A 15816-nucleotide genomic window follows, 5' to 3' on the forward strand; every position below is an offset into this window, starting at 1 on the left:
CCTTATCCCGATCGCGCCTGATGGGGCGGTGCCGACTACTGGATGAGTTCAATTGCTGATCTTCGAGAAAGACGATCGCAACAGATTTCCAGACTCGTATTCCCTGGACAACGACCCTTCAAGCTTGGAAGTAGGTTTCAGCGGCCAATGAACGGTGATCCACATTGGAAACTACCCACTACAAGGTGATTGTGGGTGAGTGGCATCGGGTCAGGAGGCACGTCGTCGTCAACAGTTTTGCGGGCGCACTATTGCGCCTTCTAAATGCCTTTTTTTCGTAGATCCGTCAACTGCTGCTGAACCACTTGGAGGAGTTCGCGCACATCTTTTCCTTCGATCGAATCTGAGTAGGCCAAAGTCAAGAGCGTGAGTGGATGCACTTCCATCACGGAAGCGATCTCATCGACTTTCTTCAATGTGGGATTCTTTACCCCCCTCTCCAGCCCGCTCATGTATGTGCGGCTGGAGACAACGCCAAAGTCCTCTTGTGTAAGCCCGCGCGCAGTACGAACCGACCTGAGCGCTATCGGCAGGTGGTTTGAAGGAGCACGTCGGGAGGACATCTCCCGATTACCGTCAAATGAACACCATAGGACTACAATCTATAGTGTTCATTTGATAGTTTTTACATGATTTCCGTTTATGCCTCGGTCAAGGGCGTCATTGAAAGCACCCAGGGCCTGCCCATTCCAATCAGTACGTTGGAAGATAGAACGTTGTACGTTCTGGTGGAGTTAGCTGTTCCAGTTTTCAATGGTCGAACTACTTGCATGCTCAGTTCGGTTCACGATGTCACTGAGCTGGTGAATTTCTGCACCAAGCATGAGCACTTCGTTGCATCGGCCCGGGTCATGACACCAGGAGAAATAAACAAGACAGGTGTCTGGATGCTCGATGAACTTGCCGCTATTTGGGAGGCAGAGGAGCCAGAGTCACCCCGCTACAAAGCCTTTGTGTATGAGACAGCGTCTGGGAAACACTACGCGCATTCGCAGTTCGATACTTCTCTCGCGGAATTGGGTTGCCTAAGCTGTCTTGTTGAGTTTCCTGTCGAGCCCTTCTCCTCGGGTGGTCGAGACAGCCGTGTGCTCAAGATGCCATCGACAAATCGATCCGGAGTTGTCCCACTGAAGCAAAAGGGTAGTCTTTGATCGGGTTGTGGATGTGGTATCCGTAAACATTATCCGATCGCTCAACCAACGGCTAAGAAGATGGGGATGCCCGTTGCGCACATTGTTTTTGGATTTCGACGGGGTATTGCACCCAGAGCATTGCCACGAATCCCTGCACTTTTGTTGCCTACCCGCTTTTGAGAAAGTGTTGCACCAAGTTTCAGATTGCGATGTCGTGATCACAAGCACTTGGCGCCTCAATGTGCCGCTCGATGACTTACGCTCGCAGTTCTCGTCGAACGTCGCTCACCGAATTGTCGGTGTAACTGAAAAGTTTAGTAGTCTCGCAGACGTCCCAAGTTCAATGCTGAGCTATGAGCGCGAAGCAGAGTGCAGCGCATGGTTGCGAGCGAATGACCGTGCAATCTTTCCGTGGCTAGCGCTGGACGACCGCTCATGGCTTTTCCGGCCATTCAATCCCTCATTGTTCCTTGTGGATGGCAAGACAGGCATAACTACATCAGTAGCCGAGAAACTGATTGAGCGGCTCCGCAGCTTGTAGCCATGCTGCAAGCAAATCGCATTGCACCCAATTGCCATTCAGGCTGAGATGTTCCGCCGCAGCCAAAAAAGCATCTACGGTAGATACGTTCACGTATTTGGCCCAGTCACCATTTCTCCGTGCGCTGAGAGCAATTGCTGCGCAAAGACCTGAAGGTTGATGTCGCTTATGGATCCACGCGACTGAAGGGCATATGCCCGAGCCTCAAGCACGGCTTGGGACAACAGCGGAATCACCCGGTCCGCCCGCCCCTCGGATGTGGCTTTGAGTACCGCCCCGTAGCGCTTACCCCGCCGCCGAACGACGAGGTCCGGCCCGGTGCTGCCGGGTTGACTGGCCTGAATCTTCCAGCCCTTGGATTCGAACAGCCCAGCCACGCGCTGCACTGCTTGTGCAGTTCGCTGGGATGTCTTGGGAGAGGGCATGGCGGCAATGGCAGTAACACGGCCATGTTATCTAACACGCGCGTGGTAGGCAAACACGCAGGTGGCGTCTTCATGTGGACGCCCATCCCGATGGTTGCGAGTGCCGGGGCACAAGACCAGAATGCGACATGGCCCACCCCAACGACATGCACCCCCCACAAGTTCTGACGGACCTGGTCCGGCAGATCGTGATGGAGTCTGGCAATCCTGAAGGATTCAACGCTGAGGCTTGGCTGCAGGAGTGGCTAGCGGCGCCACTCCCCGCTTTCGGAAACCGCCGCCCGTGGGATGTCCTGCAAGAACCCGAAGGGCTGGCGTTGGTCCAAGCAACGCTTTTGCAAATCCAGAAAGGCAGCTTCGCCTAGGTCCTTCGTGGCGGCCCACCGCGCATGCAGCGCTGCTGGACCTCAGGCCTTCGTAGCCTGGCGTATCTTCTTCGCAGCCTTGGCTGGCCCCATGTTCACCAGTTCCTCAATCTTTGCCAGCTGTTTGGTCCGGGGCTGGGCCTGCCCCTTCTCCCACCGCGAGTACGAGAGTGGAGAGACGGCCAACAAGGCTGCCATCTGAAGTTGGGTAGCGCCCAGTGCTTGGCGCATCTGGGTCAGCATCTCCGGCGCGAACACGAAATCCTCGCGCGCGGCGCGTTTCGAAACTATGGGTTGATCAGATGGCGCAGCCACGCTCCCAACCTTGGTCTGGCGCTGAGCCGACTTCAGCTGCGAGGTGAGGCTCTTCACTTCCCGCTTCAGTGCCGCGATCTCGGAGCGATGGCCGGTGATCGCCTTGCGCATACCCTGGAGTTCAGGTTTGAGCTCCTTGCGCGCCATGCGAACGATTTCAGCGCGAAAGGCATTGGAAAATGTATTCATGGTCCTGATGGTACGGGATGCCCCTGCCTCCCACCCAGAGCACCAAATCGACACCCCCACCTCGTAAGATTCCGCACCATGACCACCAAACCTACCTGGACGCAGGAAACCCTCGAACAAACGCCATGGGCGAAGGAGTTCAAGAAGGAAGCGCCTGTCAGCTATGCCACTGCCATCCGCTATGCACTGGAGACCAAGCTAGAGGTGATCATCGATAACACTACCGAGACAGGTGAGCCACAATGGGTCATCCGTGTACTGGACGATCCCTCCTTCTGGATGGACGCCGTGCCCACCAAGGCTGCTGCGGTGCAACTCAGCCGAGCGATGGGGTGGAAGATCGTCTGACAGCTGTTTCGATCCATCTGCCTGCCATCAATCGAAAGCCCATCGGCCAGGGTCTCAAAAACAAAAACCGTCAGAGGTCCAGGCCCGTGGCGGTTTGCTTTGGCGGTGACCGAGAGCGCCGCGCTTACTTGCCGGCCTTGTCCGCCTTGCGCTTGGCAGCCTTGGGATCCACCACGGCCTTGAACTTCGCACCCGCCACAAACTTGGGCACCGTGCTCGCAGGAATCTTCAGAGCAGCACCAGTCGATGGATTCTTGCCCGTGCGTGCTGCACGCTTGCCGGATATACGACTGCAGGTTTTTTACCCACTGGTCCCCAATCAGTCAGGCTCTTGCTGTTGCGGGGGAGTCCATATACGAGGGGTTAGGCGTCAAGGTTTGGCTACCCTAGTGATTCGGCCTTCGATCGAGGGCGCAACCGTGCGCTCGTCATACATGTGGAGTAGGACGATGTCGTATATGTGACGACCTGCACTTGGATGTTTGATGCGCTCCATGTCTTTGAAGACTCTTATGTGCCCCGACGCATCAAAATCCGTGGTTGCAACACGGTACTTCTGGTTTGGTGAGATCTCAGTGCCCCCGATACTCAATGACTCAACTCTGAACTTTCCGTTGCTTTCCGAATACTTAAGCGACAGGCCAGAAACTTGAGGGATGCCACCGCCACCGCTCTGATTTGCGGTTTCTTCTATCGCGGTACGAAGTTGATCGCCACTGATTGCGATGAGCGTAACGGTGTTCGAAAATGGCATCTCGATGAGGAAGTCTCCTCGAGTGAGCTTTGTCCCTGGTTGGTATAGCTTCTTGCCGCGGAAAGAGTTGGAGGTAACTACTGCAAAGTCAGCGGCCGGTGATCCGACGAAGGCCGCGCGTAGTGCGTCGGTGACCAGGTTGCCAAAGCTCATTTCGATTGGAAGGCCTGGCCCGCGACGACTATCAAGAGTCGTGAGAGTAGTGCCAACTTCAGCTGCTAGCCCCTTCCCCGTCAACTGTAGAGAATTGGCTAGCCCTGACTTGGCCAGATCTGGCAATTGAACTTCAGAGTACTTGGCGAGTGTGTCGACTGCCCATCGCCTTAGGGCTCTGTAGTCGTCTAGAGGTTTTGGCTCCGAGGAGAGGATGGATACCGATAGCTCAATGAACTTGGCCTGGGATTCTCGTTCCTTAAGTGCGAGGCTTATGAACCAGCCGCCGACGCCCAGCCCCAGAGGAATGCCGATGGCAGCAATCCAGCCTGCGATCGCTTTCCACTTTTCCCACCGCTGCCTATTAGCCTCTGCCTGAGCTGCCTCCATCCGGCGAGCCAGTCTTTCTGAACCCCTCTTGCTCAACTGCGCGGGTGGTGACATTGAGTGTCCTCGTTCGGTTATGTTGACGCCTAACGAATGAAATGGACTTCCCCGTCCCGAGTGAACCGTGCAGTTGTGGGATAAGGCATCCAGGTGCCACGATGGGAAGTCCGATCTCTCATCAACTCACTCGCTTGTTGTAAGGGGAAGTCCATGACTGACATTGTCACCATCGGAATCAATCTGGCAAAGAATGTCTTTGCTATGCATGGCGTTGATGCCACAGGCAAACCGGTACTTTTGCGTCCCAGCGTGCCAAGCTGATCGAACTCATCGCCGCGCTGCCAACATGGCGCATTAGTATGGGAGCGTGCTCTGGCGCTCACCACTGCGCTCGCGAATTCCAGAGGTTCGGCCACACCGTGCGCCTGATGGCGCCCATGTTCGTGGCGTCCTACCGGTTGTCCGGCAAACGCGGCAAGAACGATGCCGCCGATGTAGCGGCCACGGGCTCATCCCCCGTGTCGCTCAACGCCACTCTCACCGGGCTGAAGTTCTTCTCTGACATCACGCTGGGGCGCATTGAGCTGATGGCCAAGATGCAGCCCGTGAAGCTGCCTCGCACCTTGCCTGCCCGCATCCATTGCGGATCTGGCGTACCAGAACAAGGCTGAACTCCATGGGTTGCTGATGGGTACTCCCCGCGCTGCTCCTGCACCATTCTCACTGCGCGCTCACGCACCTCGGGCGAGAACTTGTTCGTCTTCTTCATGGCTCAATCCGCTCAGAGTGTTGAGCCTCCTCAAAAATGAACTGACCCCCAGAAGTTGGACGGTTGCTTCGCCGCCAATCAGGCGGTGTGTCTCAGCCGGTAGCCGTAGCGTCCTTTGTGCTCGTCATAGATAGTGCGGATCCTGGCCTCCAAGGCGCTTTGCTGGTCGGCGCGCTGGCTCGCCTGGCATTGGTAGTAGAACGTGCTGCGCGCCAAGCCTGCTGCCAGGAAGCTTCGGACCACTTCCAGCTTGAACTCCGTTTTGTACTTCTTCATGTAACCCCTTGAAGTTTGTCCAACTTCTGGGGGTCAGTTCAAAACCGGGACGATTCACAGCAGTATGCGTGCGGATCCGAGCATCAGATTATTGTTCTTTACGTCGTCTTCGTCCTCACTGCTGCGGCTTCACCCAGTGACCACCGAAGCGTGGTCACTTCAATCGGCGCCTAAGTGCACACGGCTCGGCATTAAACTTTCTTGTACGCCAAAGCCACAACCCCCGAGCGATCAACTACAACGCGCCCAAGATCTCCAAAGAAGAGATCATGATGCGTGTCAAGGCTGTTGAACTCACGCACGGTGCTCTCAAGGACGGTCCAGTCTGGCACTGCGAGTGCAGCGATTCCGTCCCGATCCTTCGCCACAAGTATCCTGTAGTCGCGATCAGCCATTGCTCTTTCCCCTTGCTAGATCTTGCTTCACTCCGGTGACAACGGCGTTGCTGTAGAAGCAGCTTCGATATTCGGCCTTCGTTGTGGCACCAGCAAAGCACTTCGGCCAGTCTCTAGTCCGGATGCTCGCTTGCACTGCGGCAAGTTTGCCTGCGTCCACTTGATCACCGGTGCTCACGAGCGCCCAGAAACTGTCGAACAGGGGCTCCGTCCGTTTCTCTATCTCCGCCGTGGCGGCCTGAATTTTGGCGATGGCATTGACGTTCTTGGCTCGCTCCAGCTCCACTTGTGACTTGATATAGTCCAAGCAGTTTGCGGTCGCTCCTCCAAGCTTCTCAGGTGCGCCCTGCAGCACCTTCAGGCATAGGAAAAGGTATTCATCCTGGTTGAATGTTCCCGCCACGATCTCCTTTACCGCAGCGGCCACTTCGCCGATATCTGAACGCGCTACGCTATCCAAGCCCCCGCCCGCAATAGGCGTCATCAGCGTTCCTCCGGCCGTAACTGGGATACCACTACCACTTGAAATCGCTACCAGTGCCTTGTAGTGCGCGTCAGCCTCTGCTTTCACTTTCTTGGCGACCTCCAGCTCCAAAGTGGCGGTTTCGCATTTCGACTTCTTGTCCTTGAGCGCTTGCGACAGGTTGGCTTCCTTCTTGTCTGCCACTGCTTTGGCGATGGCCTCGCAGTCCTTGTTCGCACCGCCGTTCAAGTCATCAAACGCCGTCTGCTTTTGCGTGACCGCCTCTGACCTTTTTCCAATCAACTTGCTCTGGTCGTCCAGACGGACGGCCGCATCTGCACCGGACGCACCGCTGCTACCACTCGCCGACGTTCCGATGACTACGGGCTTGGCCGAAACAGCACCCGTTAGCCCCTCAATCGCAAGGATAGAGACGATCAACCTCTGGTCCCTGACAGCCTGGATCGAAAGTTCGACATCGGAGATGCCGCCACTCAGATATCGTTCGCACGTTCGGAACATGACCTCGCGCAACGTGTTGGTGGTCTGTGTTCGGGGAATAGTAGAGCCTTGCTCGGAACTGCTGAAGGCGGCATTGAGCGCAGCCTGGATGGTCTTCGGGTCGCCGCTTTGTCCGAAGCTGGCTCCTCCCGATAGCGCCTGCGCGATGACGGCGAACACATCCGGACTTGGCTCAGCGCAGAACCGAGTCACATTAGACTTGTCTGCGAGCTCGTGTTTCGCTGCGAGGATGGCTCTCTGCTTGGCATCAATCAACGTGATACTGGGACTCTTGTCGACCTGTTCGTGTCGGTAGATCGAGTGATAGTTGGCGCTGCATCCCGTCAGTGCTACCAAGGCAATCACGATGGCGTGGACAACCAATTTGCTCATCTTGCTCCCCCCATGCTTTGGACATGACCATACCACGAGGGGCGGCAGTTTCGTCCGCAAAATGTAGGACAGTCCAAAGAGGCAGTGCCATCCCCGGCAAAGCCAGGGGTATTCGGAATGTGCGAGTCGCTCGAAGCGGCTGCAAGGGAGCGCTTACGCCGCTCCTCATTCTTGGGTACGCCTACTGGTGGCTACTCATTTCCAAAGAACTAGCCTGTCAAACCTCTCGTCTTCCTTCTCCTAGTTTCGGATGCACTCCCGAGCACTTTTGATCCCTGCAGGCTCGTCGTCCCTCGTATCGTAATTAGCGCGGCGAGTCAAACTTGGCCATACTGATAGGGCTTCCATCGAACGATATGCCGATGCCTCGGAGATCCGCAATCTTCTTCCCAAAGACCCCGAGGAGTTCGCATTCATCAAGCTTCTTGGCGCCGTCCCCCACGCATGGCAAACACAGTACGTTCAGTCGAAGCTCACTCAGTAGGTTGGCACAAGTGGTGTAGATCGCCTCGTGTTTTGCAATCGTGTCCTGGAACTTGAAAACTTGAATGGCAGTAAGCCAAAACGAAAGCGAACCTGCACATCCTAAAAAGAAGCCTTGGAGCGCTGGCGTTGAATGATTCCAGCCAATTGAGCTAATCGCGAAAGTAGATACACCACCCAGGGTCGCCGAAGCCAGGGACGCAATCAACGCGATGTAGTGATACTCAGTAAACGTTGCGACCAACGAAAGGCTCGAATTCCCGCGGGTCACGATTTCAGAGGATAGGGTGGCAAGCACCGACTTAGATCCCTCGGTGGCACTCTCTGGAAAGCGTATGTGATCATCTACGAGTTTAATCTCATCCTCAAGTTTTGCTCCCCTTTTAGAAACAATCCTCTTGCAATAAGAAAGCGAGGCTAGCTGTATAGCAAAAAAGGTTCCGAAGCAGAGAACCCAAAAGCTCACGTTGGTACCACAAACAATCACGTTACGTACTCCCAGTTGTCGAATGAAAATCTGGACAAGGCTAATGCCCACTACATCGAGTTCAAACTAAGTGTCGGGAATCAAGCGCCGTGACGCTTGCTTGAGTCCACCCGGGTCCATGAAAGCGCCAGACGGATTTCTGCGGAACATTCCCGCACATGCATGTCGGTGATTCCAGGGGGCAAGCTTCTGGCGGACGTTCTGGAGGCGGTGGACTTAATGCGATGGCTTGCTTCAAGCGTGAATCCAGAAAGCACTCTCGGCGAACTCTTCGCCATTCCACCAGTTCGCTTTACCGTGACCGTATCGAAAATTGCGCGCGCCGGCTTGGCTTTGCAATGGCGCAGAAATCTCCCCAGCAGCGCTGCGTCGCGCCTGCTGTTCCACGGTCTCCGGCACCACCATCGCAATGTGGCCGGAGCGCCCGTCCTCTTTTCGGCGGGCCACAATCACACCAAGTGCGCCTTGGTTGACCTCGTTCTGCAGCTTGGTCAACGTGCCAGTGCGGCGCCAGCCAAACTGTGGGCCAAAGTCACGCAGCCAGCGAAACAGATCGTTTGCTCTCACCTCAAAGATGGTGTCGCCGATCATTGGTGTGACTTCCTTGCCTTCGGCTAGCTTTAGCAGAGCCGGCGATGACCACCATACTCGCGGCAGGAAGACGCCGGCAAGGTGGCAATAGTCATGCGCGTAAATGTTGCAGAAGGTCAAGCCGCTCCGCGGCTGGTAGCGTAGGTGTTCCGCATCGTCCACCGCTAACCAATCGCCGATGGCAGCTAGCTCAGCTCTCAGTTCCTCAGCAGTCTTGCCAGACCGTCCGGGCTGACCCTTTTCATTCAGGGAGTGAGCATTGGCAAGACCGGTCCGCCGTGTGATGGTGCCAGGCTTACGCGGCATGCTCACCGCAACGATGCCCTTAGCTGGCAGTGTCGCTAAAGGACGAATCTCCAAAATTCCAGACGCTTCCTCGTCGGCTTTCAAAAATTTCGCAGAAACAAATCCTCGCAGCAGCGCGCCGCTCAAGCTCGTTTCGACTTCGATGAAACCGCCAATCTTCTTTCCGCTCAGCGCACGCACCGCATGGCCGTCGGGTAGGTGGGCGACTACATTTGCCTGGGCCGGCTCACTGACATGTGGTTCACGCCGAAGCCGCAACATTCCTTCACGCGTATCGACACGCATAGCCGGTCCGCTCGCGATGACCTGGGCAGGCTGAGCCACTGTCGCCTCGCCCGGAATGGGCTGAGGCAACAACGCCGTGCCTCCAGGGTGGGCCACCGTATGGGCCATCCGGATAAAGTCCAGTAGCGCTTCGCCGTAGAACTGCGTCCCGTTGAAATGCCCCTGCTGAAGTCCCTTGTTGGGTTTGAAGCCACCTGTGTTGTAGACGATGCCCACTGCCGCAAGTTCGTGATCGCTCAAAGCCGTACGGTCCTCGAATCCGAGCTTCTTCAAGGCTCTTCGCAACTCTCTAAGGCAGTGGTCAAGCGTTGCCTCGAAACTCTCAAAGCGGCGTTCCAGGAAGAAGTCCGGGTCATCCAGGAAAAACTGCAGGTCGCGCTGGAACAAGCCAAACCCATGACAAAACTTGTTCGGTCGCCTCGCTGCTGCGGCATATGCGGGTACATGCGCGGCCATGTCGACCAGGCACTTGCGCGCGATATCGAACATCTCTTGCCCCCTCGGCGCGGCGGTCAGATCCGCTTTAGTGCGAGGAAAGGCAGATCTGCCCTTGTCTGAATCCAGCGTATCTCCGACACATAGTGCGAGCACTCGATCAACGGGGAGATTCTTCCTTCGCAGCAGTGGCCACACCTCACCCGTTTCTTGACACGCAAGTGCCGCAAGGAAATCCACCGAAAGCGGGGTTCCCGAGATCGCCGCTTCAATTCGATCTTGGAACTGGCTTTTGAACCATAGGATGTCTGCACCATTGGGCATTGCAACTCCTCAACAACAGCACAGGGCCATCAGTTCCAAGCACTGACAACGAGCTTGATTTTTCCCTTGATTCCGGGGGCGTTGTTGTCTGCGAATGGAATGTCAACGGCCACGCTGCCTTCGTCCTTCAACACCTTGTATTTCAGAGGCTTGGTAGCGATGCCATCAGCTTTGCTCATCCAGCCATATTTCACTGTCCAATCGTCATCCCCTTGGCTTGGCGGTACCATTTCAACAATAGCGGTATCCCTGAAAAGATGACCGCCTTCATAGTGCTGATCAGCCCAGAACCGACGCTCCACTTGGTAGTCAGGTACGCGAACCCCCAGCGTCATTGCATAGGCTAATCCTGGCTTCTCCATGTTTACCCGCGCTCGATTCATCAGAAACACCGTCGACATATACATGTTGTTGTCGCGTGCAGTCTTGGGATTGCTCAGCTCGCTATGCGTTCGGCAAGCTGGTGAGTCCTCTTCCGAAGTACGACGAGTGAGATACCAGCGTTTGCCGCGTGGTGAAGCCTGAAGTTCAAACTGGTAAAGCGCCTCAACATTTCCCTTCTTGTTGTCTTGAAGCTCATTTGGCAGAGTGACCGATGTGACTTCCAGCCAAATATCAACCCTGATGTCGCCGAACAGGAAGCGGCTCAGGTTCTGATATGCCTCTTCGGAGTTGACGATGCCGAAGGGACCTGAATGGGACCTGTAGCAGTAGGCAGCCGCTGCGGGGCGCGTAAGGCGCCCAGTTGAACGATCTACACCCCATAACGTGGCATTGGCGATCCGTACCAACCCATCGCTCCCGTGGCCAACGAATGCGCGAACTGCTCCCATGGCCACTTCATAGTCGCCACGGTTGGATCCCACCATGGTAAAAATGCGCTCAGCGGGCAACACGTCCTCGGGAATCAGATCGACTCTTCCGTTATTGGCTTGTGCGACATCCTGAATGGCCAAGTAGCGAGCCATCTCCTCCCGGTTGAACGTGTTTGCCTCATTCTTTGACAACCACTGAGGCACGTTGAAGCCGGCCACGTCTATGCCGTTGTGTGGAGTGGCAAAGGTAAACAGCTTATCTACCGCTTTCCGCGCTTCTTCACTGCCAAACTGAGGGTTTTGCAGGAACGTACGGCATACAAGTCCACCCATGGAATGAGCGACCAAGTACACGCGGAAATTCTCCGGTGCAACCTGTTCCCCGTCGGCTGCTTTCCAGTCGCACACCAAAGACTTCACGCGAAGGATCAGTTCGCTTAAGCCATTGGCATATGTTGTGATATCGCTCGCTTGTCCGGTACCAAGCAAACTTGAGCCGTCATCGTAGTAGCGATAGACCACGATGGACTGCGGAGGGATCCCATTACGCGGCTTACCTGCAGAGTCGCGTGGAGGTGACCAGTCTGGGTCCATGATGTCCGCGCCATTCTCGTACACGTGCCGGTATCCGAAATCGGTCACCAAACGAAGTACGGGTGACTCAAAGACAAATTTATCCGCCTTCGATGTCTTGTTGGGCGTTGCCCGAAAAACGGTCGACCCAACATTAAAGCCGCAGAAGGGATCGCTGGCCGTGTCGTCTCGTTCACCCTTCGTCATGGCGTAGCCGCGCACGTAGATGATGGGGTATAGCATCGTTATTCCCTCCTCTATCCAGTGTCGCACGCATGCTGGGTCGCTGCAAGCACGGGATGAGCAGTATCGGAGCTATATCTGGGTTGAATGGTGAAGTGCGGGAGCAGTACCTTTTGACGCACCTATCTCCTGAAATGCGGTAACGCATGCGACGTTTTGAGCTTTGCCAGAAGCTATGCTTCAAGGCGAGAGATTGGGGTGTCAAGAAAGAAACTGCCTGAAAGCGTCAGGGGCCGGGAGCTAAATATATGGAAACTTTGAGGGAGCTCTCTGATACTCTGTTCTTGAGAGTGAACTAAAAGAACGTTAGAGGGAGGATGGACACATGGAGCAATCCAGTGGGCGGCACGCATGGCTCTATCAATACAAGCCATCTAGAGATGCGGAATGGCTTCGCAAACTTCGCACGGATCGAGCCGTCGACTGGCGCATCTCGAGGTGGGCAAGCAATACGAGCATCGGTGACTTGGTGCTCTTCTGGGAGTCAGGAAAGGCTGGTGGGCTGCGCGGCTATGGGGTTGTAAGCGGCCACTTGCGGTCAGAGCCCCTGCCAAACGGCCGCAGGATCTGGCGTGTTCCCGTCCGCGTGATGTTCTGGATGGCCAGAGTAGTGCCTAGACGGCAGGTGATTGATCAGCGTTCGTTCTTGGAGGGAAATCTGTACTTGAGCATGACTCAAGGTGCGAATTTCCCACTGGAGCCCGAAGAGGTCACCAGCCTGCTATCTCTCATGCCTGAAGAAGCCGAGGTGGCCAGCGTCTCCGATGTGTCGCATCATCCACCCGGTGTACCCTCGGCGCTGCAGCGTTTGGCTGGCTCGGCGCTTGATCCGGCCGATGTGGATGAGCCGTTTTCAGGCGATGAGGGCGTTTCGCCGACCAATGCGGAAGGTCAGGCGCGCATCCGAGCGGATGGTTCTGATCTTCGTCTTACACCAGCTACAACGTGGATTGTTGGGCAAGCGGACTATAGAAAACGGAACATTGCTGGACCACTCTCCACAACACGGCTTTTACTGGCTGCGCTAGACCTGGATGCGTGGCCAGAAGGAGTCGCGCTGAGCGCGCATGAGAGCGTAGCGGTGGCAGCCCTACATAGAGTCTCTCTGGAATTCAAGAAGTCCATTGTGAGCCTTCGCCAGAGGTACCTTGCAGAGCAGTCGCCAGGATCCGCTACAGGCAGGTTAGAGACCACAGAAAATGTAGACCGCGTCTTCGAGCGAGCACGTGGTTTGGCGTCGCAGGAAGAGCTCCAAGATGGACTTGCACTTCATCTATTGGCTGCAGCCCTACTAACATTGGACGAAGGTGTTGTTCTGGACCGACTGAAGGATGTCGGCCTCTCACTTGCGGACTTGCGGCAGAGTCTGCTCAGGTCTGTTTCAGACACCAGTCCTCATCTCGCTTCGTTCTGGGAGAAGGCTTTAGGTGCCCGGGGTGGGGTCGATATGTTGGAGCAGGTCAGTCGTACATCGGTTGCAGTCGTCGGAAACGATAACGCTTGGAGCTCCGGCCAGAGAGATTCTCTGGGAGTGGAGCGCGAAGCTCTGGCCTTCGCCGCGCTGACTTTGTCCAGGCACTTCGTTCCGCCATTGGCTGTTGGCGTGTTTGGCGATTGGGGTGCTGGGAAATCGTTCTTCTTGCGCCTGGTTCATGAGCACATTCAACGGCTCAGTGAGGAAGCCAGCAAAGCAACAGGTCCTAGAGAACTGCTGAGCGACGTAGTGCAGATTCGCTTCAACGCTTGGCACTACATGGACACGAACCTGTGGGCCAGCCTGGTCGACCACATCTTCACCGAGCTCGATAATGCAACGAACAAGAGTTCACGGGCGTCTTCGGAGGCCTTGTTCGAACAACTTACCACTGCGCGCCAACTCACGATCGAATCGGCAGAACGTCTCATTCAGCGGCGCAGAGAGCAAGACATTGCCGCGAGGACGGTCGCTGAGGCAGAGCGCAAGCTTCTGACAAAAAAGGCTAGTCTTGAGACCTCCCCAGATATCTATTGGTCTGCCGTCAAAAAGCACTTTTGGGCTTTGCTAGACGAGAAAGAGGAGGGGCAACTAAAGAAGGCAGCGGAACAGCTGGGGATTCCCGGATTGATCGAGGACGGCAAAGCACTGAGCGATGCAGTTCAGCAGTTGGAAGAGCAGCGTGGGCGCGCAAACTTGATTGCCACTGGACTGCGCAGCCAACTGGGGTCGTGGCGGAGCGTGGCAGCCTTTTTGGGCGCGAGCCTTGGTGTTGGGCTCCTATTCGCTGGCCTTCATTTTCTCAGCAGCCTTGTTATAAAGAGTGAGGATTTCAGGCAGATCTGGAGTCAATCCCTCATAACAACGTCTAGCCTAGTCACTGCGTTGGCGTCCGTTTTTACGATCGCAAGTCGCAGGGTCAAAAAGGGGCTCGAATCACTTCAGAGTTTCCGCGATAAATTTGACGAGGCTGCCAAAAAGGCGCTTGAAGCGCCTTCCGATGCCGTGAAGAAGGAACAGGACGAATTAGCCCGACTAGCTGCAGAAGTCGCGGAGGGGCGCGCAAGGCTTGCGCTGAGCACTGAAAAACTTAGTGAGGCTGCACGCGATTACAACGCTGGTACTGGGAGAGGCAGGCTGCTTAGCTTTGTGCGAGCTCGAGCTGCCAATAAGGACTACGCGAAACATCTCGGACTCGTGGCGTCCATTAGAAAAGACTTCGAGGAACTCTCGGACCTCATTGCGAGCGCTACGTCATCTGAACGCCCGGAAAAAGAAGCCTCGTTAGCGAGTGAAAGGGCCGCCTATAAACTCAGGGTTGAAGCATTGCTTGAATCCGCAAAGTCCGGCGAAGACGATCTGCTGACATTGGAGGAGGCGGAAAAGCTGCGTGCGAGCATCAGGGTACAAGAAATGGAGAATTTGCCGCCACTAAATCGAATCGTCCTGTATATCGATGACTTGGACCGTTGCCAGCCCGAGACTGTTGCGGATGTTCTGCAGGCAGTACACCTGCTTCTATCCTTCAAGCTCTTCGTGGTTTACGTCGCCGTGGACGTTAGATGGGTGTCCCGCGCGCTCAGGACTAACTATCCGACGCTCTTGATGCGATCAGATGAGGACAGCAATGACGCCGCAGGAGCAACCGCTCATGATTATCTTGAGAAAATATTTCAGATACCGTACTGGGTGAGGGACATGACCGCTCAGAGTAGCCGCAAGTTTGTGGCAGACAGGCTGAGCTACCAGAGCAACGCACTTGCGGATTTTGAAGCAAAAAAATCTGCCGATGAGCGTGAGAATGGCTCTTTAGATTTCGGAAGCGATGAAAGCCCAGCTGATATCGTGCTTGATGCAGATGCCTTTGGCGATTTAAAGATCAATGACGGCCGGCGCAAAATGAATAGCTCGATACCACGACTCGAAGTGCCACATGTTCGTCTCAGCAAGCTTGAAGAGGATTTTATGGTTGAGCTTGCTTGCTGGGCAGGCGATTCCCCCCGGAGGCTACTTCGCTTTATGAATGTGTACCAAGTCTTAAAGGCTAGTTTGCCACCCGAGGAGGCAGAAAGGCTGAATAGTGGGAATTTCCATGAGTTGATGGCATTGGTGGCGGTAGCAACCGCTAACTTACAGGCGCACGAAGAGTGGTTTTCGACTTCGGGAATCCTAAACCGATACGAGAAGCTTTCGGAATTAGTCGCTGATTTAGGAAGCCGGATCGACAGTCCTAGTGATGCGAATTCGAGCAATCAACGTATTTTTGGAATACTCAGTGCATTAATAGCTAGGAGTCCATCGGCGACCTTAGAGGGTTTAAGTGCGTCAGCAATGTTGACCAAACGCTTCAGTTTTGGAATGCGGGCTGACGAAGTTGCCTCCATCTAGTGCTG

General features: G+C 55.4%; 15 protein-coding genes and 2 pseudogenes. 6 read left to right on the forward strand and 11 right to left on the reverse strand.

The annotated features are described in order from the left end of the window. Positions 1–260: 260 nt before the first annotated feature. Positions 261–563, reverse strand: a complete 303-nt coding sequence (locus AC2YJX_RS24425; protein ID WP_487257518.1) for a helix-turn-helix domain-containing protein — start codon at positions 561–563, stop codon at positions 261–263. A gap of 66 nt (positions 564–629) precedes the next feature. On the opposite strand from AC2YJX_RS24425, the gene AC2YJX_RS24430 reads away from it, so the two are divergent. After that, positions 630–1151, forward strand: coding sequence for a hypothetical protein (locus AC2YJX_RS24430; protein ID WP_487257519.1), 522 nt, complete (start codon positions 630–632; stop codon positions 1149–1151). Positions 1152–1164: 13 nt separating this feature from the next. Further along, on the forward strand, positions 1165–1674 hold the full coding sequence (locus AC2YJX_RS24435; protein ID WP_487257573.1) for an HAD domain-containing protein: 510 nt from the start codon (positions 1165–1167) through the stop codon (positions 1672–1674). Here AC2YJX_RS24435 and AC2YJX_RS24440 read toward each other — a convergent pair. Then, positions 1633–1767, reverse strand: coding sequence for a hypothetical protein (locus AC2YJX_RS24440; protein WP_487257577.1), 135 nt, complete (start codon positions 1765–1767; stop codon positions 1633–1635). The two genes, AC2YJX_RS24435 and AC2YJX_RS24440, sit on opposite strands and share 42 nt — an antisense overlap. Before the next feature lie 460 nt (positions 1768–2227). On the opposite strand from AC2YJX_RS24440, the gene AC2YJX_RS24445 reads away from it, so the two are divergent. Then, complete coding sequence (locus AC2YJX_RS24445) at positions 2228–2464, forward strand: MbcA/ParS/Xre antitoxin family protein (protein WP_487257520.1); 237 nt, start codon at positions 2228–2230, stop codon at positions 2462–2464. A gap of 42 nt (positions 2465–2506) precedes the next feature. On the opposite strand, the gene AC2YJX_RS24450 is transcribed toward AC2YJX_RS24445, so the two are convergent. Next, on the reverse strand, positions 2507–2968 hold the full coding sequence (locus AC2YJX_RS24450; RefSeq protein ID WP_487257521.1) for a helix-turn-helix domain-containing protein: 462 nt from the start codon (positions 2966–2968) through the stop codon (positions 2507–2509). Positions 2969–3046: 78 nt separating this feature from the next. Between AC2YJX_RS24450 and AC2YJX_RS24455 the strand changes: the two genes are divergently transcribed. Beyond that, the gene (locus AC2YJX_RS24455) at positions 3047–3316 is read left to right on the forward strand and encodes a hypothetical protein (protein ID WP_487257522.1); all 270 of its coding nucleotides are present in this window, start codon (positions 3047–3049) and stop codon (positions 3314–3316) included. 124 nt (positions 3317–3440) lie between these two features. Here the strand turns inward: AC2YJX_RS24455 and AC2YJX_RS24460 are convergent. Together AC2YJX_RS24460 and AC2YJX_RS24465 are read right to left on the reverse strand one after the other, a co-directional pair. Continuing rightward, positions 3441–3599, reverse strand: a pseudogene (locus tag AC2YJX_RS24460) (HU family DNA-binding protein); the annotation flags it as partial. Between the two features lie 87 nt (positions 3600–3686). Next, complete coding sequence (locus AC2YJX_RS24465) at positions 3687–4667, reverse strand: 5'-nucleotidase C-terminal domain-containing protein (RefSeq protein ID WP_487257523.1); 981 nt, start codon at positions 4665–4667, stop codon at positions 3687–3689. A gap of 153 nt (positions 4668–4820) precedes the next feature. Between AC2YJX_RS24465 and AC2YJX_RS24470 the strand changes: the two are divergent. After that, positions 4821–5161 (forward strand): annotated as a pseudogene (locus tag AC2YJX_RS24470) (IS110 family transposase); the annotation flags it as partial. Positions 5162–5457: 296 nt separating this feature from the next. Here AC2YJX_RS24470 and AC2YJX_RS24475 read toward each other — a convergent pair. The 6 genes from AC2YJX_RS24475 to AC2YJX_RS24500 all read right to left on the reverse strand — a co-directional run bounded on the left by AC2YJX_RS24475 (position 5458) and on the right by AC2YJX_RS24500 (position 11949). Continuing rightward, positions 5458–5655, reverse strand: a complete 198-nt coding sequence (locus AC2YJX_RS24475; RefSeq protein WP_487257578.1) for a hypothetical protein — start codon at positions 5653–5655, stop codon at positions 5458–5460. A gap of 191 nt (positions 5656–5846) precedes the next feature. Continuing rightward, on the reverse strand, positions 5847–6050 hold the full coding sequence (locus AC2YJX_RS24480) for a hypothetical protein (protein ID WP_487257524.1): 204 nt from the start codon (positions 6048–6050) through the stop codon (positions 5847–5849). After that, positions 6043–7407, reverse strand: coding sequence for a hypothetical protein (locus tag AC2YJX_RS24485; RefSeq protein ID WP_487257525.1), 1365 nt, complete (start codon positions 7405–7407; stop codon positions 6043–6045). The genes AC2YJX_RS24480 and AC2YJX_RS24485 overlap by 8 nt, the downstream gene beginning before the upstream one ends. A 304-nt stretch (positions 7408–7711) precedes the next feature. Beyond that, on the reverse strand, positions 7712–8356 hold the full coding sequence (locus AC2YJX_RS24490; protein WP_487257526.1) for a hypothetical protein: 645 nt from the start codon (positions 8354–8356) through the stop codon (positions 7712–7714). Between the two features lie 255 nt (positions 8357–8611). Beyond that, the gene (locus AC2YJX_RS24495; RefSeq protein ID WP_487257527.1) at positions 8612–10318 is read right to left on the reverse strand and encodes a hypothetical protein; all 1707 of its coding nucleotides are present in this window, start codon (positions 10316–10318) and stop codon (positions 8612–8614) included. A 29-nt stretch (positions 10319–10347) separates the two neighbouring features. Next, positions 10348–11949, reverse strand: a complete 1602-nt coding sequence (locus AC2YJX_RS24500) for an esterase/lipase family protein (RefSeq protein WP_487257528.1) — start codon at positions 11947–11949, stop codon at positions 10348–10350. A gap of 325 nt (positions 11950–12274) precedes the next feature. Here AC2YJX_RS24500 and AC2YJX_RS24505 point away from each other — a divergent pair, with 325 nt between their 5' ends. Beyond that, positions 12275–15811 (forward strand): P-loop NTPase fold protein, encoded by a 3537-nt coding sequence (locus AC2YJX_RS24505; RefSeq protein ID WP_487257529.1) that lies wholly within the window; start codon positions 12275–12277, stop codon positions 15809–15811. The last annotated feature ends 5 nt before the right edge of the window (positions 15812–15816 follow it).

Source organism: Acidovorax sp. SRI_002 (assembly GCF_057586455.1).

Coding starts and splice junctions, on each gene's coding strand:
- AC2YJX_RS24430 (WP_487257519.1), top strand. CDS start 630: ATGATTTCCGTTTATGCCTCGGTCAAGGGCGTCATTGAAAGCACCCAG.
- AC2YJX_RS24455 (WP_487257522.1), top strand. CDS start 3,047: ATGACCACCAAACCTACCTGGACGCAGGAAACCCTCGAACAAACGCCA.
- AC2YJX_RS24505 (WP_487257529.1), top strand. CDS start 12,275: ATGGAGCAATCCAGTGGGCGGCACGCATGGCTCTATCAATACAAGCCA.
- AC2YJX_RS24425 (WP_487257518.1), bottom strand. CDS start 563: ATGTCCTCCCGACGTGCTCCTTCAAACCACCTGCCGATAGCGCTCAGG.
- AC2YJX_RS24485 (WP_487257525.1), bottom strand. CDS start 7,407: ATGAGCAAATTGGTTGTCCACGCCATCGTGATTGCCTTGGTAGCACTG.
- AC2YJX_RS24475 (WP_487257578.1), bottom strand. CDS start 5,655: ATGAAGAAGTACAAAACGGAGTTCAAGCTGGAAGTGGTCCGAAGCTTC.
- AC2YJX_RS24445 (WP_487257520.1), top strand. CDS start 2,228: ATGGCCCACCCCAACGACATGCACCCCCCACAAGTTCTGACGGACCTG.
- AC2YJX_RS24495 (WP_487257527.1), bottom strand. CDS start 10,318: ATGCCCAATGGTGCAGACATCCTATGGTTCAAAAGCCAGTTCCAAGAT.
- AC2YJX_RS24465 (WP_487257523.1), bottom strand. CDS start 4,667: ATGTCACCACCCGCGCAGTTGAGCAAGAGGGGTTCAGAAAGACTGGCT.
- AC2YJX_RS24450 (WP_487257521.1), bottom strand. CDS start 2,968: ATGAATACATTTTCCAATGCCTTTCGCGCTGAAATCGTTCGCATGGCG.
- AC2YJX_RS24480 (WP_487257524.1), bottom strand. CDS start 6,050: ATGGCTGATCGCGACTACAGGATACTTGTGGCGAAGGATCGGGACGGA.
- AC2YJX_RS24500 (WP_487257528.1), bottom strand. CDS start 11,949: ATGCTATACCCCATCATCTACGTGCGCGGCTACGCCATGACGAAGGGT.